Source organism: Paenibacillus sp. NFR01 (genome assembly GCF_900111565.1).
Lineage (GTDB): Bacteria > Bacillota > Bacilli > Paenibacillales > Paenibacillaceae > Paenibacillus_AQ.
In genome coordinates this window covers 638,350-657,865 of sequence record NZ_FOIK01000002.1, presented here as the reverse complement: position 1 = coordinate 657,865, position 19,516 = coordinate 638,350, and the positions used below count along the sequence as shown (strand labels likewise).

General features: G+C 56.7%; 15 protein-coding genes and 1 riboswitch. All 15 genes read left to right on the top strand.

Annotation, left to right across the window (positions count from 1 at the left end; translation table 11 throughout):
- Positions 1 to 5 precede the first annotated feature (5 nt).
- Positions 6 to 896: a UTP--glucose-1-phosphate uridylyltransferase GalU gene (gene galU / locus BMW84_RS14180; protein ID WP_091069492.1), complete on the top strand. Its 891-nt coding sequence runs from the start codon at positions 6 to 8 to the stop codon at positions 894 to 896.
- An 84-nt stretch (positions 897 to 980) separates the two neighbouring features.
- Complete coding sequence (locus tag BMW84_RS14175; RefSeq protein ID WP_091069491.1) at positions 981 to 1,673, top strand: sugar transferase; 693 nt, start codon at positions 981 to 983, stop codon at positions 1,671 to 1,673.
- A 16-nt stretch (positions 1,674 to 1,689) separates the two neighbouring features.
- Entirely contained in the window at positions 1,690 to 2,625 is a 936-nt protein-coding gene (locus tag BMW84_RS14170; protein WP_091069489.1) for a glycosyltransferase, read from the top strand.
- A gap of 15 nt (positions 2,626 to 2,640) precedes the next feature.
- Positions 2,641 to 3,954 (top strand): O-antigen ligase family protein, encoded by a 1,314-nt coding sequence (locus BMW84_RS14165; protein ID WP_091069488.1) that lies wholly within the window; start codon positions 2,641 to 2,643, stop codon positions 3,952 to 3,954.
- A 29-nt stretch (positions 3,955 to 3,983) separates the two neighbouring features.
- Positions 3,984 to 4,742 carry a WecB/TagA/CpsF family glycosyltransferase gene (locus BMW84_RS14160; RefSeq protein ID WP_091069486.1) on the top strand — a complete coding sequence of 253 codons (759 nt, stop codon included), beginning with the start codon at positions 3,984 to 3,986 and terminating at the stop codon, positions 4,740 to 4,742.
- A 115-nt stretch (positions 4,743 to 4,857) separates the two neighbouring features.
- Positions 4,858 to 6,273, top strand: a complete 1,416-nt coding sequence (locus BMW84_RS14155; protein ID WP_368086720.1) for an O-antigen ligase family protein — start codon at positions 4,858 to 4,860, stop codon at positions 6,271 to 6,273.
- Positions 6,254 to 7,642, top strand: coding sequence for a lipopolysaccharide biosynthesis protein (locus BMW84_RS14150; RefSeq protein WP_091069485.1), 1,389 nt, complete (start codon positions 6,254 to 6,256; stop codon positions 7,640 to 7,642). Before BMW84_RS14155 ends, BMW84_RS14150 begins: the two co-directional genes overlap by 20 nt.
- A gap of 296 nt (positions 7,643 to 7,938) precedes the next feature.
- The gene (locus BMW84_RS14145) at positions 7,939 to 8,793 is read left to right on the top strand and encodes a glycosyltransferase family 2 protein (protein WP_091069483.1); all 855 of its coding nucleotides are present in this window, start codon (positions 7,939 to 7,941) and stop codon (positions 8,791 to 8,793) included.
- Positions 8,780 to 9,970, top strand: a complete 1,191-nt coding sequence (locus BMW84_RS14140; RefSeq protein ID WP_091069482.1) for a glycosyltransferase family 4 protein — start codon at positions 8,780 to 8,782, stop codon at positions 9,968 to 9,970. Before BMW84_RS14145 ends, BMW84_RS14140 begins: the two co-directional genes overlap by 14 nt.
- Positions 9,967 to 11,106, top strand: a complete 1,140-nt coding sequence (locus BMW84_RS14135) for a glycosyltransferase family 4 protein (protein WP_091069480.1) — start codon at positions 9,967 to 9,969, stop codon at positions 11,104 to 11,106. Before BMW84_RS14140 ends, BMW84_RS14135 begins: the two co-directional genes overlap by 4 nt.
- A gap of 97 nt (positions 11,107 to 11,203) precedes the next feature.
- The gene (locus BMW84_RS14130; protein WP_091069478.1) at positions 11,204 to 12,304 is read left to right on the top strand and encodes a glycosyltransferase; all 1,101 of its coding nucleotides are present in this window, start codon (positions 11,204 to 11,206) and stop codon (positions 12,302 to 12,304) included.
- A 4-nt stretch (positions 12,305 to 12,308) separates the two neighbouring features.
- Positions 12,309 to 13,649 carry a UDP-glucose dehydrogenase family protein gene (locus BMW84_RS14125; RefSeq protein ID WP_091069477.1) on the top strand — a complete coding sequence of 447 codons (1,341 nt, stop codon included), beginning with the start codon at positions 12,309 to 12,311 and terminating at the stop codon, positions 13,647 to 13,649.
- A gap of 341 nt (positions 13,650 to 13,990) precedes the next feature.
- Positions 13,991 to 15,364 (top strand): sugar phosphate nucleotidyltransferase, encoded by a 1,374-nt coding sequence (locus BMW84_RS14120; protein ID WP_091069475.1) that lies wholly within the window; start codon positions 13,991 to 13,993, stop codon positions 15,362 to 15,364.
- Between the two features lie 166 nt (positions 15,365 to 15,530).
- Positions 15,531 to 15,610, top strand: a riboswitch (cyclic di-GMP riboswitch).
- Between the two features lie 12 nt (positions 15,611 to 15,622).
- Complete coding sequence (locus BMW84_RS14115; protein WP_254772987.1) at positions 15,623 to 17,848, top strand: PA14 domain-containing protein; 2,226 nt, start codon at positions 15,623 to 15,625, stop codon at positions 17,846 to 17,848.
- 137 nt (positions 17,849 to 17,985) lie between these two features.
- The gene (locus BMW84_RS14100; RefSeq protein WP_254772986.1) at positions 17,986 to 19,503 is read left to right on the top strand and encodes a glycosyl hydrolase; all 1,518 of its coding nucleotides are present in this window, start codon (positions 17,986 to 17,988) and stop codon (positions 19,501 to 19,503) included.
- The last annotated feature ends 13 nt before the right edge of the window (positions 19,504 to 19,516 follow it).

Sequence of the window (19,516 nt, the reverse complement as noted above, 5' to 3'; positions counted from 1 at the left end):
ATGCGATGAAAAAGGTAAAAAAGGTGATTATCCCTGCGGCCGGACTCGGTACGCGTTTCCTGCCGGCAACGAAGGCGATGCCGAAGGAAATGCTGCCGATCATCAACAAGCCGACGATCCAGTACATCGTTGAAGAAGCGATCGCCTCCGGAATCGAGGATATCATTATCGTCACCGGTAAAGGCAAACGGGCGATCGAAGACCATTTCGACAACGCTTTTGAACTGGAATCCCGGCTGTTGGAGGATGGAAAGCTGGAGCTGCTGAAGGAAGTACAGCGTTCCTCCAAGGTCGAAATTCACTACATCCGGCAAAAAGAACCGAAGGGCCTTGGCCATGCGGTGTGGTGCGCCAGACGTTTTATCGGGGACGAGCCTTTTGGCGTAATGCTCGGGGACGACATCGTAACCGGCAAAACGCCGTGCCTGAAGCAGCTGATTGACCAGTATGAAGAAACGCAAAATTCCGTCATCGGCGTGCAGGAAATTCCGGACGAGTTCACCAACCGTTACGGTATCATCGAGCCGGATTTGCAGGACGGCCGGCTGTACCGGGTCAACAACTTCGTCGAGAAGCCGCCCCTCGGCACTGCGCCTTCCAATCTGGCGATTATGGGCCGCTACGTGTTTACTCCGAAAATTTTCAAGTATCTCGATCTTCAGGAAAAAGGCGCCGGCGGAGAGATTCAGCTTACGGATGCGATCCAGAAGCTGAACCAAAGCGAGCGGGTGTACGCCTACAACTTTGACGGCACGCGCTACGACGTCGGAGAACGCCTCGGATATATCTTGACCACGCTGGAATTCGCGCTGCAAAGCGAGGATTTACGGTATCCGGTGATGGATGCCATGGCCGACTGGCTGACGAAAGCGGGACAAATGACGCTAAGCAGTTAAGTTCTTTTTCAGTGGATGCAAGGTTTATTGCGAAGCCAAGTCAGGATGTCAGTGCTCACAAATTTTTTAGGAGGTATGTGTTAGATGAGCATGCAAAAACTGCCGGAAGAGTATGAGGCCGTCCTGCCGAAACTTTACATGCTGCACGCAAGTGAAGACGGCGGAAGGATGAATTCCTATCTGCTGACCAAGCGGATCATCGATGTCGTATGCGCCGCCCTTGGCCTTCTCGTGTTGCTGCCGCTGTTCGCGGTTGTTGCCATCCTGATCAAGCTGGAGGATCCGAAGGGCAAAGTGTTTTTCCGCCAAAACCGGGTCGGCAAGGACGAAAAGCTGTTCCCGATGTACAAATTCAGATCCATGGTCTCGAATGCCGAAGAGCTGAAGGCCAATCTGATGGCCATGAACGAGGTCAGCGGAGCGATGTTCAAAATCAAAAACGATCCCCGCATTACCCGCATCGGCAAATTTCTGCGCAAGACCAGCATCGACGAGCTGCCTCAGCTCTGGAACGTGCTGTTGGGCCATATGAGCCTCGTCGGACCGCGTCCGCCGCTCGTGGATGAAGTGGCGCAGTACACGGAATACGACAAGCAGCGTCTACTGGTCACGCCGGGCTGTACCGGATACTGGCAGGTTCATGCCCGCAACAGCGTCGGTTTCGACGAAATGGTGCAGCTGGATCTGACATATATCCAAATTCGCAGCACTTTGCTGGATCTGAAGATTATTTTCAAGACCGGACTGATGCTGCTCGGTTCCAAAAACGCCTATTAAAAATTGGGGGATGCCGATGTCTATATACGGAGACATTCCTGAGCTTTCCATCATCATTTGCACATACAACCGCTCGGCGCTGCTCGTAAAGACGCTGGAGTCGCTGCTGTCGCTTGAACATCTGGACAAGGCCGAGATCATCGTGGTGGACAACCGTTCCACCGACGATACGGCTGCGGCAGTCCGGAAGTTCATCTACAGCTACGGCGCGCTGCTGGATATCCGGTATTTGCTGGAGCCGGTTCAAGGGTTGTCCGCGGCGCGGAATGCAGGGATCCTGGCTTCCAGGTCGCCGCTGATCGCTTTCCTCGACGATGACGCCATTCCGGAGCCTAGCTGGATCGGGACGATCGTCGACAGCTTCGGTGAACATCCGGAAGTGATGGCGATGGGCGGCAAGATTGCCCCCATCTTCGAGAGCCGACGCCCCGAATGGCTGATCAAGCCGTTCGAGCTGCCCTACACGATCGTGGATTTGGGGAGCCGGGTACGCGAATACCCGAAGCGGCTGCATCCATGCGGCGCCAATATGGCGATGCGCAAGCCGGTATTCGATATCAGCCTGTTTCCGCTGGAGCTGGGGCGCAAAGGCGATTCGCTCCTGTCCGGTGAAGAAACCTGGCTGTTCGAGCAGATCCGGCGGGAGGGGCACTCGATCCTGTACCATCCGCAAATGGCCGTCGACCATTTCGTGCCGGCAGGCCGGCTGACCGAGGACTGGATTCTGAAGCGGTACTACAGCCAAGGCATATCCAATGCCATGAAAAGCGAAGGATTGAAAGACCGGTTGGTGCTGCTGCTTAAAACAGCCGCCAAAGTCGTTTATATCGTAGTCGATTCAAGTATTTCCCGCAGCGAGGGAAGAAAGCTGCTGAATAAATGCCGGCTGGAGAGCATCCGCGGAACGCTCCATATGATCTGGAACCGGAAGAGAGAATCCGCGGCAGGGTAAGGGGATGAGCAGAGAATGATGAATTTTGGGTGGAGTTCCAAACTAAACGCTTTGCCTTACAGAATGATCTATATGCTGTGCGCGCTGCTCATCGGAACGGCGGTGATCTACCAGCCCGCGATCGCCGTGGCCGCCGCGCTCACGATCCTTCTGCTGGTGGTCTCCATCACGCGTCCCGAGCTCATCAGTTATCTGGTGCTGCTCACGACCTCCATCTCGATCAACTTCCTGTATCCCGGCAATCTGTTCGGCATCGAAATTCTCTCGCTCTACAAGCTGGTGATCCTGATGCTGCTGGTTCCCTGCATTCTGGTGAACGGTATGCGGCTGAAGTTGAGCGCGCCGCTGTGGGCCATGGTCGCCTTGCTGCTGATCACCTTCAGCTTCTCCAACTGGCTGCCGCCGATGAGCGCGTCGATTGCAGTTAAAGCGTTTATCGGGTTGTCGCTGCCCTTCGTGTTCCTGCTGATTAACTGGAAAAAGGAAGTGGCCGAGAAGCAGATCCGCATCATCGCCATGCTGCCGCTGATGAGTGTACTCGCGGGCATCGCCTTGCAGGTGGTGCATCTCCATTCCTTTCTGGACGTGGAATTTACCGGCGCCGTACGGATTCAGGGAGCCAATATCCCTGCACACTTGGCGATGCTGGCCTTCATGGGCGTTGCGGTCGCTTTTATCGAGATCAAGCGCAGTACCCGGCATATCCGTTACTTTTACGTCATGCTGGCGCTGAACTTCCTCATCCTGGTCGGTACCGGAACGCGCGGGCCGGTGCTGGCGCTCATCCTGATGGTACTGTATTACTTTTACGATATTTCGAGGCTGTACCTGAAGGGGAAATCGCTGTACCTGATCCCGCTGCTGTGTTCGGCGCTGCTGATACTGTCCGCCGTCTACCTGCAGCTCGACAACATCAAGAAGCGCTCCTTTGAACGGACGACCGAAACGGGAGTGGACCTGTCGGGACGTGCGGAGGCCTGGGAATACTTCTTGAACAAAGTATCGGATTCGCCATGGTCGGGCAGAGGGCTTGGCGCAGTTACGGTTGCGAACGACGGCACACTCTACAAGGGGTTCGTCGTTCCGCATAACGAGTACATCCGGTTCTATTTCGACGGTGGGTATATCGGCGCGGTTCTGCTGCTGATCTCCCTGCTCGCGGTCTTTATGATCGTGTACCGGGCGCTGGCGCCGCCGGTGAAGCCTTATTACTTGTACTTTATCGCCGCATTTCTGATTTACTCGTTCTCCGATAACACGCTGTCGACGGTCCAATCCATCATTCCGTTCTGTTGGTACCTGAACTGCCTGTATCGATCTTCACAGTAGGCCGATTCTCCATAAAAAGAAGTGATACGATGAACCAAGTGAACATGTTTGATGTCAACTTCGATAACTATGATTTCATGGATTTGCTTGATTTCATCGACAAAACCATCAGGGAAAGGAACAAATCCTACATCCTGACCTGCAACGTCGATCATGTAATCAAGCTGCGCAAGGACAAGGAGTTCCAGAACGTTTATTCCGAAGCGGGCGCGGTGGTTGCCGACGGCATGCCGCTGATCTGGGCTTCCAAGATCCTTGGCAAACCGCTGAAGCAGAAGGTCTCCGGTTCGGACCTGTTCAGCAGGCTCGGCGATGCCTTCGAGCAGCGGAAATACCGGCTGTTCTTCCTCGGTTCAGCGGAGGGCGTGCCGGAGCGGGCGACACAGAATTTGAAAGTGTCCTATCCGGAGATGAACATCGTCGGCTGTTATTCCCCTTCGTACGGCTTCGAGCACAACGAAGAGGAGAACCGGCATATCGTGCGGCTGCTCAACGAAAGCCAGCCCGACATCGTGTTTGTCGGCGTAGGCGCACCGAAACAGGAAAAATGGATTTACCGCCATTACAATTCCTACCGGGCGCCGATCTCGATCGGAGTGGGCGCAACCTTCGACTTCCTGTCGGGCTCCGTGAAGCGCGCGCCGGATTTTATGCAGCGTTCCGGACTCGAATGGTTCTGGCGGCTTAGCCAGGAGCCGGGAAGACTGTGGAAAAGATATCTGGTCGATGACGCCCAGTTTCTGGTGCTGCTGCTGAAAGAGCTGCGCAAGCGGGGGAAGCTGAAGTAGCGGGCGGCAAGCCTGGCGCAATGAGTGGTGACGGGAGGGTGGAATGATGAAGATGATGGGCCGGGAGGAAGGCGGACTGACACTGCCGAGCGCAGAAAACGTAAAATCGGCGGGGATGCTCGCCGGCATAAGCGCAGCCGTACTGGCGCTGCCGCTGGTGATCGGTTTTGCCAGCGCCAAGCTCAGCGCGACGGACAGTCTGCACGGTGCGATATTGGCAGGGATTCTTTTCCCGGCGCTGATTCTGGCGATTCTGAGACCGAAAGCCCTCGTCGCCTACACCCTGCTGGTCTGGGCGGTAGCCCCGGAGCTGCGGCGGATCGCCGACTGGAGTGCGAATGAATACCACTCGGTCTCCCTGCTCAGCCTGGCGCCGCTGCTCACCGGATTGACGCTGGCGATTCCCGTGCTGAAGGAAATCCACCGCATGCAAAAAACATCCTCGCGGATTCTCCTCTGGTTCGCGGCGGCGCTGGGATACGGCTCACTGATCGGCCTGATGAAGAATGGAATGGGCACGGTTTACGATTTGGCGAACTACCTCGTCCCTTTGCTGCTGCTGCCGTTCTTCGCGGTCACGCGTTTTACGCCGAAGGATATCGACCGGCTGCTGTACACCTACGCCAATCTGGCGGTGCTGGTCTCCGTTTACGGGCTCATCCAGTATTTGACCGTTCCGCCCTGGGACGCGTTCTGGATGCGGAATGCGGACATGATGTCTATCGGAACGCCGTATCCCCTGGAAATCCGCGTGTTCTCCAGCCTGAATTCGCCGGGGCCGGCGGCCAACTTCCTAGTCTACGCGCTGGTGCCGATGATTCTGGAGAAAAAATGGCGGGGTACGCTCAGCTGGTTTGGCGTCCTGCTCGTCGTAGTATGCCTCCTGACTACGCTGGTCCGCACCTCCTGGCTGGTCCTGCTGGTCATGTTGCTGGTGTACATCGGCTCTTCCTCCGGCAAGGGCAAATGGAAGGCGCTGATCCAGCTCGGCATCGTCGCCGCGGCGCTTTTCTGGATCGTGCCGAAGCTCCCGGGCGCGGAAGGGCTGGTCGCGCGGATGGAGACACTGACCTCCGTGCAGGAGGATCACTCCTACAATGAGCGGCTCAGCCTGTGGCAGAACATGCTGCCGACGGTGGCGGCCAACCCTGTAGGGCAGGGGATCGGCAGCGTCGGCCAGGGCACGAAGCTCGGCAACGGCGGAGAGCTGGGAGAATACGGGGTCATGGACAACGGGTTCATTGCCCTGTTGCTGACCTTCGGGATCCTCGGAGGACTGCTGTTCTTCCTGGCGCTGGGAGCCGTGGCGAAGCAGATTGCCGGGAAGGTGCTGCGCAAAGGCCCGCTTCAGCCGTACGCACGGTTGGCTCTGGCCACCTGGACCGGAGCGGTCGTCAGCCTCATTTCCGATAACGGGTTCCCCGGCCTGCGCGGGTACCTGATCTGGATGCTGGTGGGGCTGGGACTTGGGGCAAAAGAGATTATGGATAGCAGAAAGAAGGGAAACACCGATGCAGCAGTTGAACGTTAAAACCACCCCGCCCGCGGCCTCGCTCTGGTCCATGCTGCGGAGCTTTACCAAGAGCAAGGACAACAGCTCGGCTGCTGTAAAAACAATGTTCGTCAGCGTCCTGATCCTGCTGGTGAACATGCTGACCGGCGTGCTGACCGCGCGTTATCTCGGACCGTCCGGCCGCGGCGAACAGACAGCGATGGTCAACTGGTCGCAGTTTCTCGCCTTCAGCCTTAGCTTCGGCATTCCTTCGGCGCTGATCTACAACGCCAAGAAAAATCCGCAAGAGGCCGGCGCGCTGTACCGGATGGCCTTGCTGATCGCCGTCGGCTTCGGACTTCTGGCCATGACGATCGGCATTGTGGTCCTGCCATACTGGCTGAATTCCTTCAGCGAAAGCGTTGTGGCTTTTGCCCAGTGGTCGATGCTGCTCTGTCCGCTGATTGTCATCTCCCAGGTCAATAACGCGGCCTTCCAGTTCCGCGGCGACTACCGGACCTTCAATCTGATGCGCTATTTGATTCCATTGCTGACGCTGGCGCTGATCGGCCTGCTCATCGTGACGGATTCCATCAATCCGTATACCACGGCAATGGCATATCTCCTGCCTTCGGTACCGCTGTTTATCGGCATGACGGTCTCGCTGCTGCGGACGTACAAGGTCAAGCTGAGGAATGCTTCCCAGAACTTCAAACGGCTGTTCACCTACGGTCTCGGCTCTTACGGGAACGATCTGCTCGGGCAGTTCTCTTACTACATCGACCAGATCATCATTGCCGGCCTGCTGCGGCCAGCGGATCTGGGCCTTTACGCCGTAGCGGTCAGCCTGTCGCGGATGGTGAACTTCTTCTCCACCTCGATCACGGTGGTGCTGTTCCCGAAAGCGTCGGAGCTGACGAAGGACGAAGCGGTAAGCCTTACCTTTAAGGCCTTCCGCATCAGCACAACCTGCACGCTGCTGGCTTCGCTGCTGCTGATGCTGGCCGCGCCGCTGGTCATCCCGCTGCTGTACGGGAAGGAGTTCAACACGGCGCTGCATGTGTTCCGGCTCCTGCTGCTGGAAGTAACGATCAGCGGCGGAACGATGATCCTGGCGCAGGTGTTCATGGCGCTCGGCAAACCGAAATTCGTCTCCATCCTGCAGGGCGTAGGATTACTGCTGGTGATCCCGCTGCTCTTCGTAATGGTGCCGAAGTTCGGACTGATCGGCGCCGGAATCGCAATGCTCTCATCCGGGGTGCTGCGCTTCCTGTTCATCATTCTCAATATCCGCTTTAACCTGAAAGTCAAGCTGCCGCGGATGATCGTCAGCGGCGAGGACATTCAGTGGATGAAGACGACAATGAATTCTTATATCCGCAAGAAACCGGCGGGAGATACACAATAAAGCATTGTTCCGAGTTCGCACTTTTGCGGATGCAGAAGGCGGAAGTAGCGTAGGGAACGACATCCGTTTCCGGAGCGGTTCCGCCGGACGATGCCGGTATAAATCAAGCGACAGTGAGCTAGGAGCGGAGAGGAAGTTTGGAGCTGGAGAAACGAATGTGGTCGCCTTTGTTTTCCGATTTCTGCCGATGGCAGATATGGATAGGGAAATCGGAAAACAACAGCGATCGGAAGCCCAAATCTTCCCGCAGCGACGACACCCACTGTCCAACCCCACAGTCAAAGGAGGAAACCTTCATGGATTCAGTGAAAGGCGTGCTTGGCGGCCCGGGAAGCTATCCGATCTCGGTGGTAATTATCGCCCAGGATGACGAAGTCCGCATCGCCAAAGCCATCGCGTCCTGCCGGCGTTTTGCCGACGAGGTGGTCGTGATCGACGGAGGAAGCAAAGATGGGACGGTGCGGCTCGCCGAAAGCCTGGGTTGCCGGGTATTCGTCAATCCATGGCCCGGATATGCCAAACAAAGGGAGTTCGGCGTCGAACGCGCCGTCCATGACTGGGTCTTCCTGATTGATACCGATGAAGTGGTCAGCGAGGAGCTGGCCGAGGATATCCTGCAGCGCAAACCCGGGCTCACCGACCGGACGACGGCATATTCGCTGTACCGGATCGGCGATTTTCTCGGCAGATGGCTGGATAAGGGCGAATATCTCGTGCGGCTGTACAACCGCAAGGCTTACGGAATCCGCAATTCCCTGGTACACGAGATGCCCGACGTTGAAGAGGAACGGATGGTCCGCCTGAACGGCGTGCTTTGGCATCATGGCTTCCGCAGCATCAATGACCATGTGGCCCGCTTCAACAAGTACACCGATCTGGAAGCGCAGACCGCCTATGCCAGCGGCAAGCCGTTTAAGCTGAGCCGGTTGCTGGTGCGGCCGCCGGCGCGGTTTGTGCAGAAATATGTGGTGCAGGGATTGTTCAAGAAAGGCATGTCCGGCTTCGCGGTATCCGTATTCTGGGTGATGTATGAATTCATGGTCGGCTTCAAGCATTACGAACTGGTCAAGTCCGGCAAGGCGACGCGCGAGAACGCGGCGGTCCCGGCCGAGAAGGAAAGCAAGGGGGAGAGAGGCTATGCCGTTCAGTGACGGGCTCAACATAATGACGACGGGACTCAGCTGGCCATCCCTGCAGCCCGGCGGGCTGAACACCTATTTCAAATCCGTATGCGAGCAGCTCGCGACGCGCAATCAGGTACAGGCGCTGATCTGCAGCCAGGAGACGCCTTCGGTGCCGAAGGAGCTGATTATCCACAATGCCGGCGATCCGAAGGAATCGATCTGGAAGCGCAAGGAGGCTTTCCAGCGCAAGGCGGCCGAACTGATGGGCAGCGGCAGCGGACGCATCGATCTGCTGTACACCCACTTCGCGCCTTACGGCATCGGGCCGGCACTGGAGGCGAAGAAGCGCGGCATTCCCGTCATCATGACCTTTCACGGTCCTTGGAACGAGGAGATGCGGATCGAAGGCGCGGGCATCAAACACCGCGTGAAGACGACGATCGCCAAATCGATTGAGCGCCGGGCGTATAAGCTGGCGGACCGGTTTATCGTCCTGAGCGAATATTTCCGCGACATGCTGCATGACCTGCACGGCGTGCCGCTGCACAAGATCAGCGTCATTCCCGGAGCGGCCAACGTGGAACGTTTTGTTCCGGCAGCGAACCGCCTGGCCGTCCGGCGGACGCTGAATTTGCCGGAAGGGGCGACGACGGTGCTCACGGTCCGGCGCTTGATGAACCGCATGGGCCTGATCCAGTTGCTCGACGCCTGGCGCCAGGTCAGCGAGCGTTTTCCGAACGCGATTCTGCTGATCGGCGGCAAAGGTCCGCTGCGCGGCGAGCTGGAGGAGAAAATCGCCGATTACGGGCTCGGCAACAAGGTAAGGCTGCTCGGCTATATTCCCGATCAGGACCTTGCCTCGTATTACCAGGCCGCCGACATGTTCGTCGTTCCGTCGCAGGCGCTGGAGGGCTTCGGGCTGATTACCGTCGAGGCGTTGTCGTCCGGCCTGCCGGTCATGGCGACGCCTGTGGGAGGCAATAAGGAAATCCTGCAAAATTTCCATCCGGAGCTGCTGTTCAAAAGTGCAGATTCCGGCGATATGGCCGAAGGCATGATTCATATGCTGGGCAACCGCAAGCTGCTTCCAAGCAGGGAAGAGTGCCGTAACCATGTGCTAAAAAAATATACCTGGGAGCATGTCGCCGATCAGGTGGAATCAGTCTTCCTCGATGTGCTGGGAAAGGGGGTTGCGGCGGTATGATGAAAGTCGCTTATATTGATCACACCGCAAGATGGAGCGGGGGAGAAGTCGCCCTCTTCAATATTTTGACCCATATCGGAAGCCAGATTCAGCCGCTGGTCATACTGGCCGAAGAAGGGGCGCTGGCCGACCGGCTGCGGGAGCGGGGCATCGACGTAAGAATCGTGCCGCTGGACGACAGCATCCGCAACCGCGGCAGAAACACCGTCAATCTCGGCGCGCCCGCCGCTGCGGTAAGGCTGCTGTCTTACGGCCGCAAGCTTGCTCCGCTGCTTAAGCAGGAAAAAGTGGATTTCGTGCACACGAATTCGCTGAAATCGGCCTTTTACGGAGCGGTGGCCGCCAAGACAGCCGGTGTGCCGCTGATTTGGCATATCCGCGACCATATCGGCGCGCCGTACTTGAAGCCGGTTGTCGCCAAGGCGATCCGGCTGCTGTCCCGGCTGCTCCCGAACGGCGTGATCGCCAATTCCCATTCGACGCTGAACGCGCTGGAGCTGCCGCGGAGCAAAAAAACGCTCGTTGTCTATTCGGCTTTCGCCAAAGCGATCGGGGACGGAATTGCCGGGCGGGATTCCGGCGCTTTCAATGTACTGCTGGTCGGTCGCCTCGCCGAATGGAAAGGCCAGCATATCGTGCTGGAGGCGGCAAAGGCTTTTAAAGATAACCCGAAGGTGAAATTCTGGCTGGCCGGCGATGCCTTGTTCGGAGAAGAGGCGTACAAGCAGCAGCTTCAGGATACGATAGCCCGGGAACGGCTAGACAATGTCAGCCTCCTTGGCCATGTGGAGGATATTCAGGGGCTGATGGGCCAGGCGGATTTGCTGATCCATACATCGATTACGCCGGAGCCGTTCGGCCAGGTCATCGTCGAAGGCATGGCGGCCGGCTTGCCGGTGATTGCCTCCAATGAAGGAGGGCCGGTGGAGATTGTCGTTCCGGGCGAAACGGGCCTTTTGATCGAGCCCGGCAAACCTGCCTTGCTGGCGGAAGCGATTCTCTGGATGCTGAATCATCCCGAAGAACGCAGGAAGATGGCGGAGAACGGAATAAAGCGGGTGAAAGAGCATTTTGTCATCGAGAACACGGTCAAGGATATCGTCAATTACTACAAAGGGCTGCAGGCAACCAGCTGAGCTCCCGGTTCAGCCGATGAATTCCGCGGTCAGGCGATAGTCCCTTCCAGCGTCCGCGCTGACGATGCTGCTCCATAAAACGTTGAGGATGATTCACATGAAAATTGCGATAGCGCACGATTATTTGATTCAGATGGGCGGGGCAGAACGGGTGGTGGAGGTATTTCACCATATGTACCCGGATGCTCCGATCTTCACTACCGTGTTTAACGGGAGCCGCCTGACCGACAATCTCAAGGATGCCGACATCAGGGCTTCATGGCTGCAGAAAATCCCGGGCGTGAAGTCGAATTTCAAAGGGGTGCTGCCGCTGTATCCCGTGGCGATCCGTGACCTGGATTTCAGCGGATATGATATCGTCCTGAGCTCGAGCAGCGCTTTTATGAAAAGCATACAGGTTCCCGAGGCCACCTTTCACTTGTGTTACTGCCATACGCCCATGCGGTTTGCCTGGGATTATGACACTTACATGGAGCGGCAATCCAATTCCGGCCTGTTCAAAAGAGTGCTGAAGCTTTACATCCAGCAGCTCAAGACCTGGGATCAGCGCACCTCCAAAAATGTAAACCAGTTTGTCGCCAACTCTTCCGTCGTCAAGACGCGGATCCGGAATTATTACCACCGGGATGCCGATGTGATTTTTCCGCCGATCAATACGGCGCGGTTCACCAGCTCTTCCACCATCGGGGATTATTATCTGATCGTCTCCCGGCTGGTGTCCTATAAGCGGATCGACCTTGCCGTCGAAGCGTTCAACCGCAACGGGCTGAAGTTGTACATCGTCGGCGACGGACCCGACCGCAAGCGGCTGGAGGGGATGGCCAAAGACAATGTTTCGTTCCTCGGACGGCTGGATGATGAAGAAGTCACCGGGCTGATGTCGCATTGCCGGGCCTTTATTTTTCCCGGGGAAGAGGATTTCGGCATTACGCCGCTGGAGGCGAATGCCGCAGGCAGACCCGTCATTGCTTATCAGGCAGGCGGGGCGCTGGATACGATCGTTCCCTATGTCAACGGCGTGTTCTTCCGCAACCAGGAAGTTGATGATTTGCTGAAGGCGATCCACGAAGTGGAGTCCTATGCATGGGATATCGGTAAAATCATGGGCCATGCGCGCAAGTTCGATGAACAGGCGTTTATGGTTCAGTTCAAGCAATACGTGGAACAAGCCTATGTCAATTTTCTAAAGGGAGGATGAGAGTATGAAGCTGGCAGTCATCGGAACGGGATATGTCGGTCTGGTCTCCGGCGTGTGCTTCACGCTGAACGGAAACCATGTCATTTGCGTCGATAAGGATGAGGAGAAAATCAATAAACTCAACCGCATGGAGTCTCCGATCTATGAGCCGGGCATCGAGGCGCTGATCGAGCTGAACCTGCGCGAGGGCAGGCTGTCCTTCTCCGCCGATCTTAAAGAGTCGGTGCGGCGCTCGGATATCGTTATTCTTGCCGTCGGTACGCCTTCCTTGCCGGGCGGTGAAGCCGATCTCCGGTACATCGAAGGGGCGGCGACGGAAATCGCCGAAGCGATGGAAGGCTATAAAATCATCATGACCAAATCCACCGTCCCCGTCGGGACGAACGAAAAAATCCGCAGCATCATCTCCGCGCACACTTCCCATCCCTTCGACATCGTGTCCGCTCCGGAATTCCTGCGTGAAGGTTCGGCGATCCGCGATACGCTCCATCCCGACCGCATCGTCATCGGCATCGACAACCCGCGGCTGGAGGAGACGATGCGCCAGCTTCACCAAGGGTTTACAGACAACATCGTCGTGACCGACATCCGCAGCGCGGAGATGATCAAATACGCGTCGAACGCGTTTTTGGCCACCAAAATCTCGTTCATCAACGAAATCGCCAATATCTGCGAAAAAGTGGGAGCCGATGTGACCGAAGTGGCGGCAGGCATGGGAATGGACCGGCGGATCGGTTCCACCTTCCTGCAGGCCGGCATCGGTTACGGCGGCTCCTGCTTCCCGAAAGACACCAATGCGCTGATCCAGATCGCCGGCAACGTCGATTACGAGTTCAAGCTGCTGAAATCGGTCGTAGAGGTGAATAAGGATCAGCGGTTCATGATCATCGCCAAGCTGCATGAATCGCTCGGCGATCTGCGCGGCGCGGTGATCGGCATCTGGGGTCTGGCCTTCAAGCCGAACACGGACGACGTCCGCGAGGCTCCGGCACGGGAGATCGTCGAGACGCTCGTCGCCGAAGGGGCGACGGTGAAACTGTACGATCCGATTGCGGCGGACAACTTCCGCAAGCAATACGATCACCCGCAGCTCCGCTGGTGCGGGCTGCCGGAAGAGGCGGCGGAAGGCAGCGACGCGGTGTGCCTGCTAACCGACTGGAGCGTGTTCAAGGAGATCGACCTGCACCGGCTTGCGGGGACGATGCGCCGCCAGGTGCTGATCGACGGCCGCAACGTATACACGAAGGCCCAGATCGAAGGCACCGGGCTGGAGTACCATTCCGTCGGCCGCCCGCAGATGGGCGGGCTGAGCGGGTATTCGCCGAGCGTCGCCGGCGCGGTGTAAGCGGAGGCGGAGTGGTTGGTGCCGCTTCACATCCCGATCTGCGAATCGGGAACGTGAGAGCAATTAGTGGGAGAACATCCCGCTAATCTCCCACAGAGTCGGCGACAGTGCAATTAGAGGGACGAAATCCCACTAATTCGCAGCCGAGCCGCAGATGGAGCCATAGCGGGACGATTTTTCCGTTCATTTGCCTCCTTGGCCTCCCGGTCAAGACAATCCGCTCTTCAAGATTGCCCGATCCGGATTCTTGTTCTTGGTGTGCTCAACCTTTGTTTTCTCCGGCTCCCGGCGCATAAGCCCGGCCGATATCCTAAACACCCAAAATTGAGGAGGGTTCACGTATGAAACTGGTACTACTTTCTGGCGGCTCCGGCAAGCGGCTCTGGCCGCTCTCGAACGATTCACGCTCCAAGCAATTCCTGAAGGTGCTGGAAAGTCCCGCAGGCGAGCCGGAGTCCATGGTGCAGCGGGTATGGCGCCAGTTGCAGGAAGCCGGTATGGCCGATTCGTCGTATCTGGCGACCGGACGCGGACAGGTGGAGATGATTCAAAGCCAGCTCGGCGGCGCCGTTCCGATTATTGTTGAGCCGGAGCGCCGGGATACGTTCCCGGCCATCGCGCTAACGGCGGCCTATCTGTATTCGGTTGCCGGCGTGTCGCCGAAGGAGACGGTGGCGATTTTGCCGGTCGATCCTTACGTGGAAGCAGCGTTCTTCGATACGGTGGCGAAGCTGGAAACGACGATGGAGGAAAGCGGAGCCAATCTGGCGCTGATGGGCGTCGTGCCGGAATATCCTTCCGAGAAATACGGGTACATCATTCCGACCACGGATGAGGCTGCCGAGGGCGGATATATGCAGGTCAGCCATTTTCAGGAGAAGCCGGGCCGCGCCCAAGCGGAGCAGCTGATGGAGCGCAAAGCGCTGTGGAACTGCGGCGTATTCGCTTTCCGGCTTGGCTATCTGCTCGATATTTTGCAGCGCAAAGGGCTGCCGCTGAATTACGAAGAGCTGCAAAAGCAGTACAAGCTGCTTGCTTCGATCAGCTTCGATTACGAGGTCGTCGAGAAGGAAGAGAACATCGTCGTCCAGCCGTATGCCGGCTTCTGGAAGGATCTCGGCACCTGGAACACGCTGACCGAAGAAATGAACAAAAGCCAGGTCGGCAAAGGCGTAGTCACCGAGGATTCCGAGGGTACCTGCCTGATCAACGAGCTGGACATTCCGGTCACGGTCATCGGGGCCAAGGATCTGATCATTGCCGCCAGTCCGGACGGGATTTTGGTCACCCATAAAGCGGAAAGCCCGCGCATCAAGGAAGTGCTGAAGTCGTTCGACCAGCGCCCGATGTACGAAGAGCGCCGCTGGGGACATTACAAGGTCATTGATTATGTGAAATATGACGAGGGCAACGAAGTGCTGACCAAGCGGATTTTTATCGGGGAAGGCAAAAACATCAGCTACCAGATGCACCACAAGCGCAGCGAGATCTGGACCTTTGTCAGCGGGGAAGCGAGCATCGTGCTCAACGAAAAAATGCATCACGTGAAAGCGGGCGATGTGGTGCGTATTCCTGAAGGAACCAAACATGCGATTCTGGCGCTGACCGACGTCGAGTTTATCGAAGTGCAGACCGGCTCCGAGCTGGTGGAAGAAGACAATATCCGGATTACGCTGGATTGGGAAGACATTACACTGCATCAGTTTATCTCTTGAAGGCAAACTGAAAAAAAGGCGTTATAAATGCCAAATTATCTATTTAACCAATTTAGACACATTTAAAACAGGTATAACGGACTATTTATTCGAAAATTACCAATTTTGCTCTAAAAAATAACAAAATAGAGACGATACTTACGGTAAGAGGGAAAAACCTTCCAAAATACGAAAAGGGCAAACCTATCGAAAGGTAGGGACGCAAAGCTATAGGGCCTTCGAAAGAGTGGCAGCCTGGCTACCGAAAGGAAGATCATTTTGAAAACTTACCGCAAGTCTCGTCTGCTGTCCGCCGTATTGTCGCTTGCCGTTTTACTGACGGCCATTCCGCTCGGATTTGGAGCGGCATCGGTCACCGTCCACGCAGCATCCGCTCAGGCGGCTCCGGTTAATCCGGACGCCTCGCCCGAAGCCGTCAAACTGCTTGCCAAATTGTACTCGATATCCGGCAATGGCATCGTTACAGGCCAACACGATTATTTGGAAAGTCCGGACGAGTTCATGAACAAGCTTAAAGGAACCAGCGGCACATTTGCGGCTCTCCACGGCTACGAACTGGGCGTGATCAGCGGCCAATCGGAAAGCACGGCGGCGACGCAGCGCATGAATGTGGTAAACAGCGCAATCAACTGGAGCAAAAACGGCGGCATTGTCGTGATGACGTTCCATGAAAATTTGCCGGGAACGACGTACGACTGGTCCAATGTGCAAAAATCGCTCAGCCAGGCCGACTTCAACAAATACGTTACGCCGGGCACGACCGAATACAATAAGCTGATTGCCGATCTCGACAAGGTGGCGGTTTCGCTCAAAACGCTGCGCGACGCCGGTGTTCCCGTCTTGTGGAGACCGTACCACGAAATGAACGGCGACTGGTTCTGGTGGGGCAAAAAGAGCAATTTTGCGCAGCTTTGGAACATCATGTACGACCGTTTTGTGAATTATCATAAATTGAACAACCTGCTGTGGGTGTGGAATCCGAATGCGCCGAACACCTGGTGCGATCCTTATGCCGGTACGTACCCTGGAGCCGACAAGGTCGATATTCTCGCCGCAGATATTTATAACAACGATTATATGAACAAGTATTACGACAGCCTGTACGCCCTGGCGGCGGGTAAGCCGATCGCCATCGGCGAGAACGGCGAGATGCCGAGCACCGCGAAGCTGCAGCTGTCCCAGCGCAACTGGGTATACATGATGACCTGGGGGAAAATGCTGTACGAGAACAACACCAACGATACGATCAAGAGCTTTATGGGCGACAGCTATTCGCTGACGCTGGATGAATACAAAAACTATGTTGCCCCAGCAGCGACGCCGACGGCTACGCCGACACCAACCGCGACGCCAACTGCGACGCCGACCCCGGCACCAACTGCAACGCCCACGCCGGTGTCCGCGCCGGCTGCCGTTACGGTGGAGAACGGTCTGAAGGGCGAATATTTCAACAATATGACGTTGTCCGGCACGCCGGCACTCGTGCGAACAGACGCGCAGGTCAACTACAACTGGCGGCAGGCTGCCCCGGCCAGCGCGCTCGGCATCGACTCTTTCTCGATCCGCTTTACCGGGAAGATCAAACCGCAATACAGCGAAACCTATCAGATCATTACATCGTCCGATGACGGGATCCGCGTCTGGGTTAACGGCGTCTCCGTCATCGACAGCTGGGTAAAGCAAAGCGGAACGGAACGGGTGGGGAGCATTGCGCTCACTGCGGGCCAGTTATATGACATTAAGGTGGAATATTACGAAAATGCCGGCGATGCGCGGATCAGCCTGATGTGGCAAAGCCCTAGCCAAGCCAAGGCGGTTGTACCTTCCAGCGCCTTGTTCACCGGCGCTGCCAACGCGACGGTCTCATCGGCATTGATGACTACGCTGGCCGCAGCCGTATCGACCCCGGCGCCTGCGGCAACCGCCGCGCCAGTGCCGACGGCTACGCCAACGCCGGTACCGACAGCAGCACCTACAGTAGTACCGACACCAACACCAACACCAACGCCGGCACCGACAGTCGCGCCGACCCCGACCCCGACCCCGCTCATCAGCGGCCTGAAGGCGGAGTATTTCAATAATGCGACGCTGGCCGGCACGCCGGCACTGGTCCGCAATGACAGCGCCATTGACTTCAACTGGCGACAGGGCAGCCCGGATGCGGCCATCGGCATCGACTTCTTTACGGTGCGCTGGACCGGAAAGATTAAACCTTCATACAGTGAAACTTATCAGATTTACACGACTTCGGATGACGGCATCCGCGTCTGGATTAACGGCAGCCTGGTCATCGACAGCTGGGTCAAGCAAAGCGGTACCGAGAGGGTCGGCAGCATTGCCCTTAACGCAGGCCAGTTGTATGACATCAAAGTGGAGTATTACGAAAATCAGGGCGACGCCAACATTCGAATGATGTGGCAAAGTCCGAGCCAGGCGAAAGGCGTGGTTCCGGCCAGTGCCCTGTTTCATCTCTCCGCTTCCTGACGGCGCCGGTTCATGATCCATGCTTTAGCGGGAAAGCCGTGTAAACGCTAATTTCTTGAACATCCAACCTTCCTGGCCCTGCCTTTCGGCAGGGCTACATAGCTATCATCCGGAGTAAGGCTGGAAAGGAGATTACAGTGAACATTTACCGCAAGTACCGGCTATATATGACGATTCTTCCCATTATCTTTATATTGTCGCTGCTGCCCTGGACCGAGGCCCGCAGCCTTCCCGTGACGCGCAGCTTCACCCCCGTCGCCGTGCCCGCGGTTCCGGCCAATCCGAACGCTTCGCAGGAGGCTGCGGACCTGCTCGGTTATTTATCCGAGCTGAGCGGCAAAGGCATTTTGTCGGGGCAGCACGATTATTTGGAGAGCCCCGATGAATACAGCGGAAAGCTCAAGAACGCCAGCGGTGAATACGCCGTGCTTCACGGCTATGAGCTTGGCGCGATCAACAACCAGTCCAAGGCGACCATCGCCAAGCAGCGCCAGGCTGTCGTCGACAGCGCGATCCGCTGGCATGACAGCGGCGGCATTGTCGCCATGACGTTTCACCAGAATCTTCCGGGGACCGATCCGGAATGGGCCAATGTCCATATGACGCTCGGCCAGGAGCAGTTCGATCCTTATGTTACGCCCGGCACGCCCCAGTACAAAAGCCTGATTGCCTCCATTGACGAGATTGCGGACTATCTGAAGGAGCTGCGCGACGCAGGCGTTCCCGTGCTATGGCGGCCTTATCATGAGATGAACGGCGACTGGTTTTGGTGGGGGCATAAGGACAATTTTGCGGCACTCTGGAACATCATGTACAACCGGCTTACCGTAACCCATAAGCTGAACAATCTGCTTTGGGTCTGGAACCCGAACGCCCCGAATGAATGGTCGGATGCCTACGAGCCTTATTATCCGGGTGCCGACAAGGTCGATATTCTGGCCGCGGACATCTACAACAACGATTTCAAACAATCGTATTACGAGAAGCTGCTGATCCTGGCGGACGGCAAGCCGATCGGCATTGGCGAAAGCGGCGAGCTGCCGGATGCATCCGTGCTTGCGCAAACCCAGGGCGAGTGGGTATATATGATGACCTGGGGCAAAATGCTGATGGAAAACAACACGCTGCGGCAAATCCAAAGCTTTATGGGCAACATTTATACCGTAACCCGCGAGGATTATGCTAAGGCGCTTGAACAAAAAAATGCGCAAAAGCCAACAAATATTGGCGGAAGCGTTTCAAAAAGCGGTTTCACGGGCCAATACTTTGGTAATGCCGAACTTTCAGGTAAGCCGGTTCTGGTCCGCACGGACAGCAAGCTTGATTTTAACTGGCATGAGGCCGCACCGGCGCCGGGGATCGGCAAGGATTCCTTTTCGGTGCGCTGGACGGGAACCATCAAACCCGCTTACAGCGAGACCTACACGTTTACGGCCTCTTCGGACGACGGCGTGCGCGTCTACGTCGGCGGCCGATTAATTATCGACAGCTGGAAGAAGCAAAGCGGGATCAGTCATCAGGGAAGCATCGCGCTCCAGGCGGGAACAGCCTACGACATCAAAGTGGAATATTACGATAACCGCGGCAATGCCAGCCTGAAGGTGATGTGGCAAAGTCCGAAGCAAAAGCCTGCCGCGTTGACCGGCTTACGCTGACCCACATCGACTT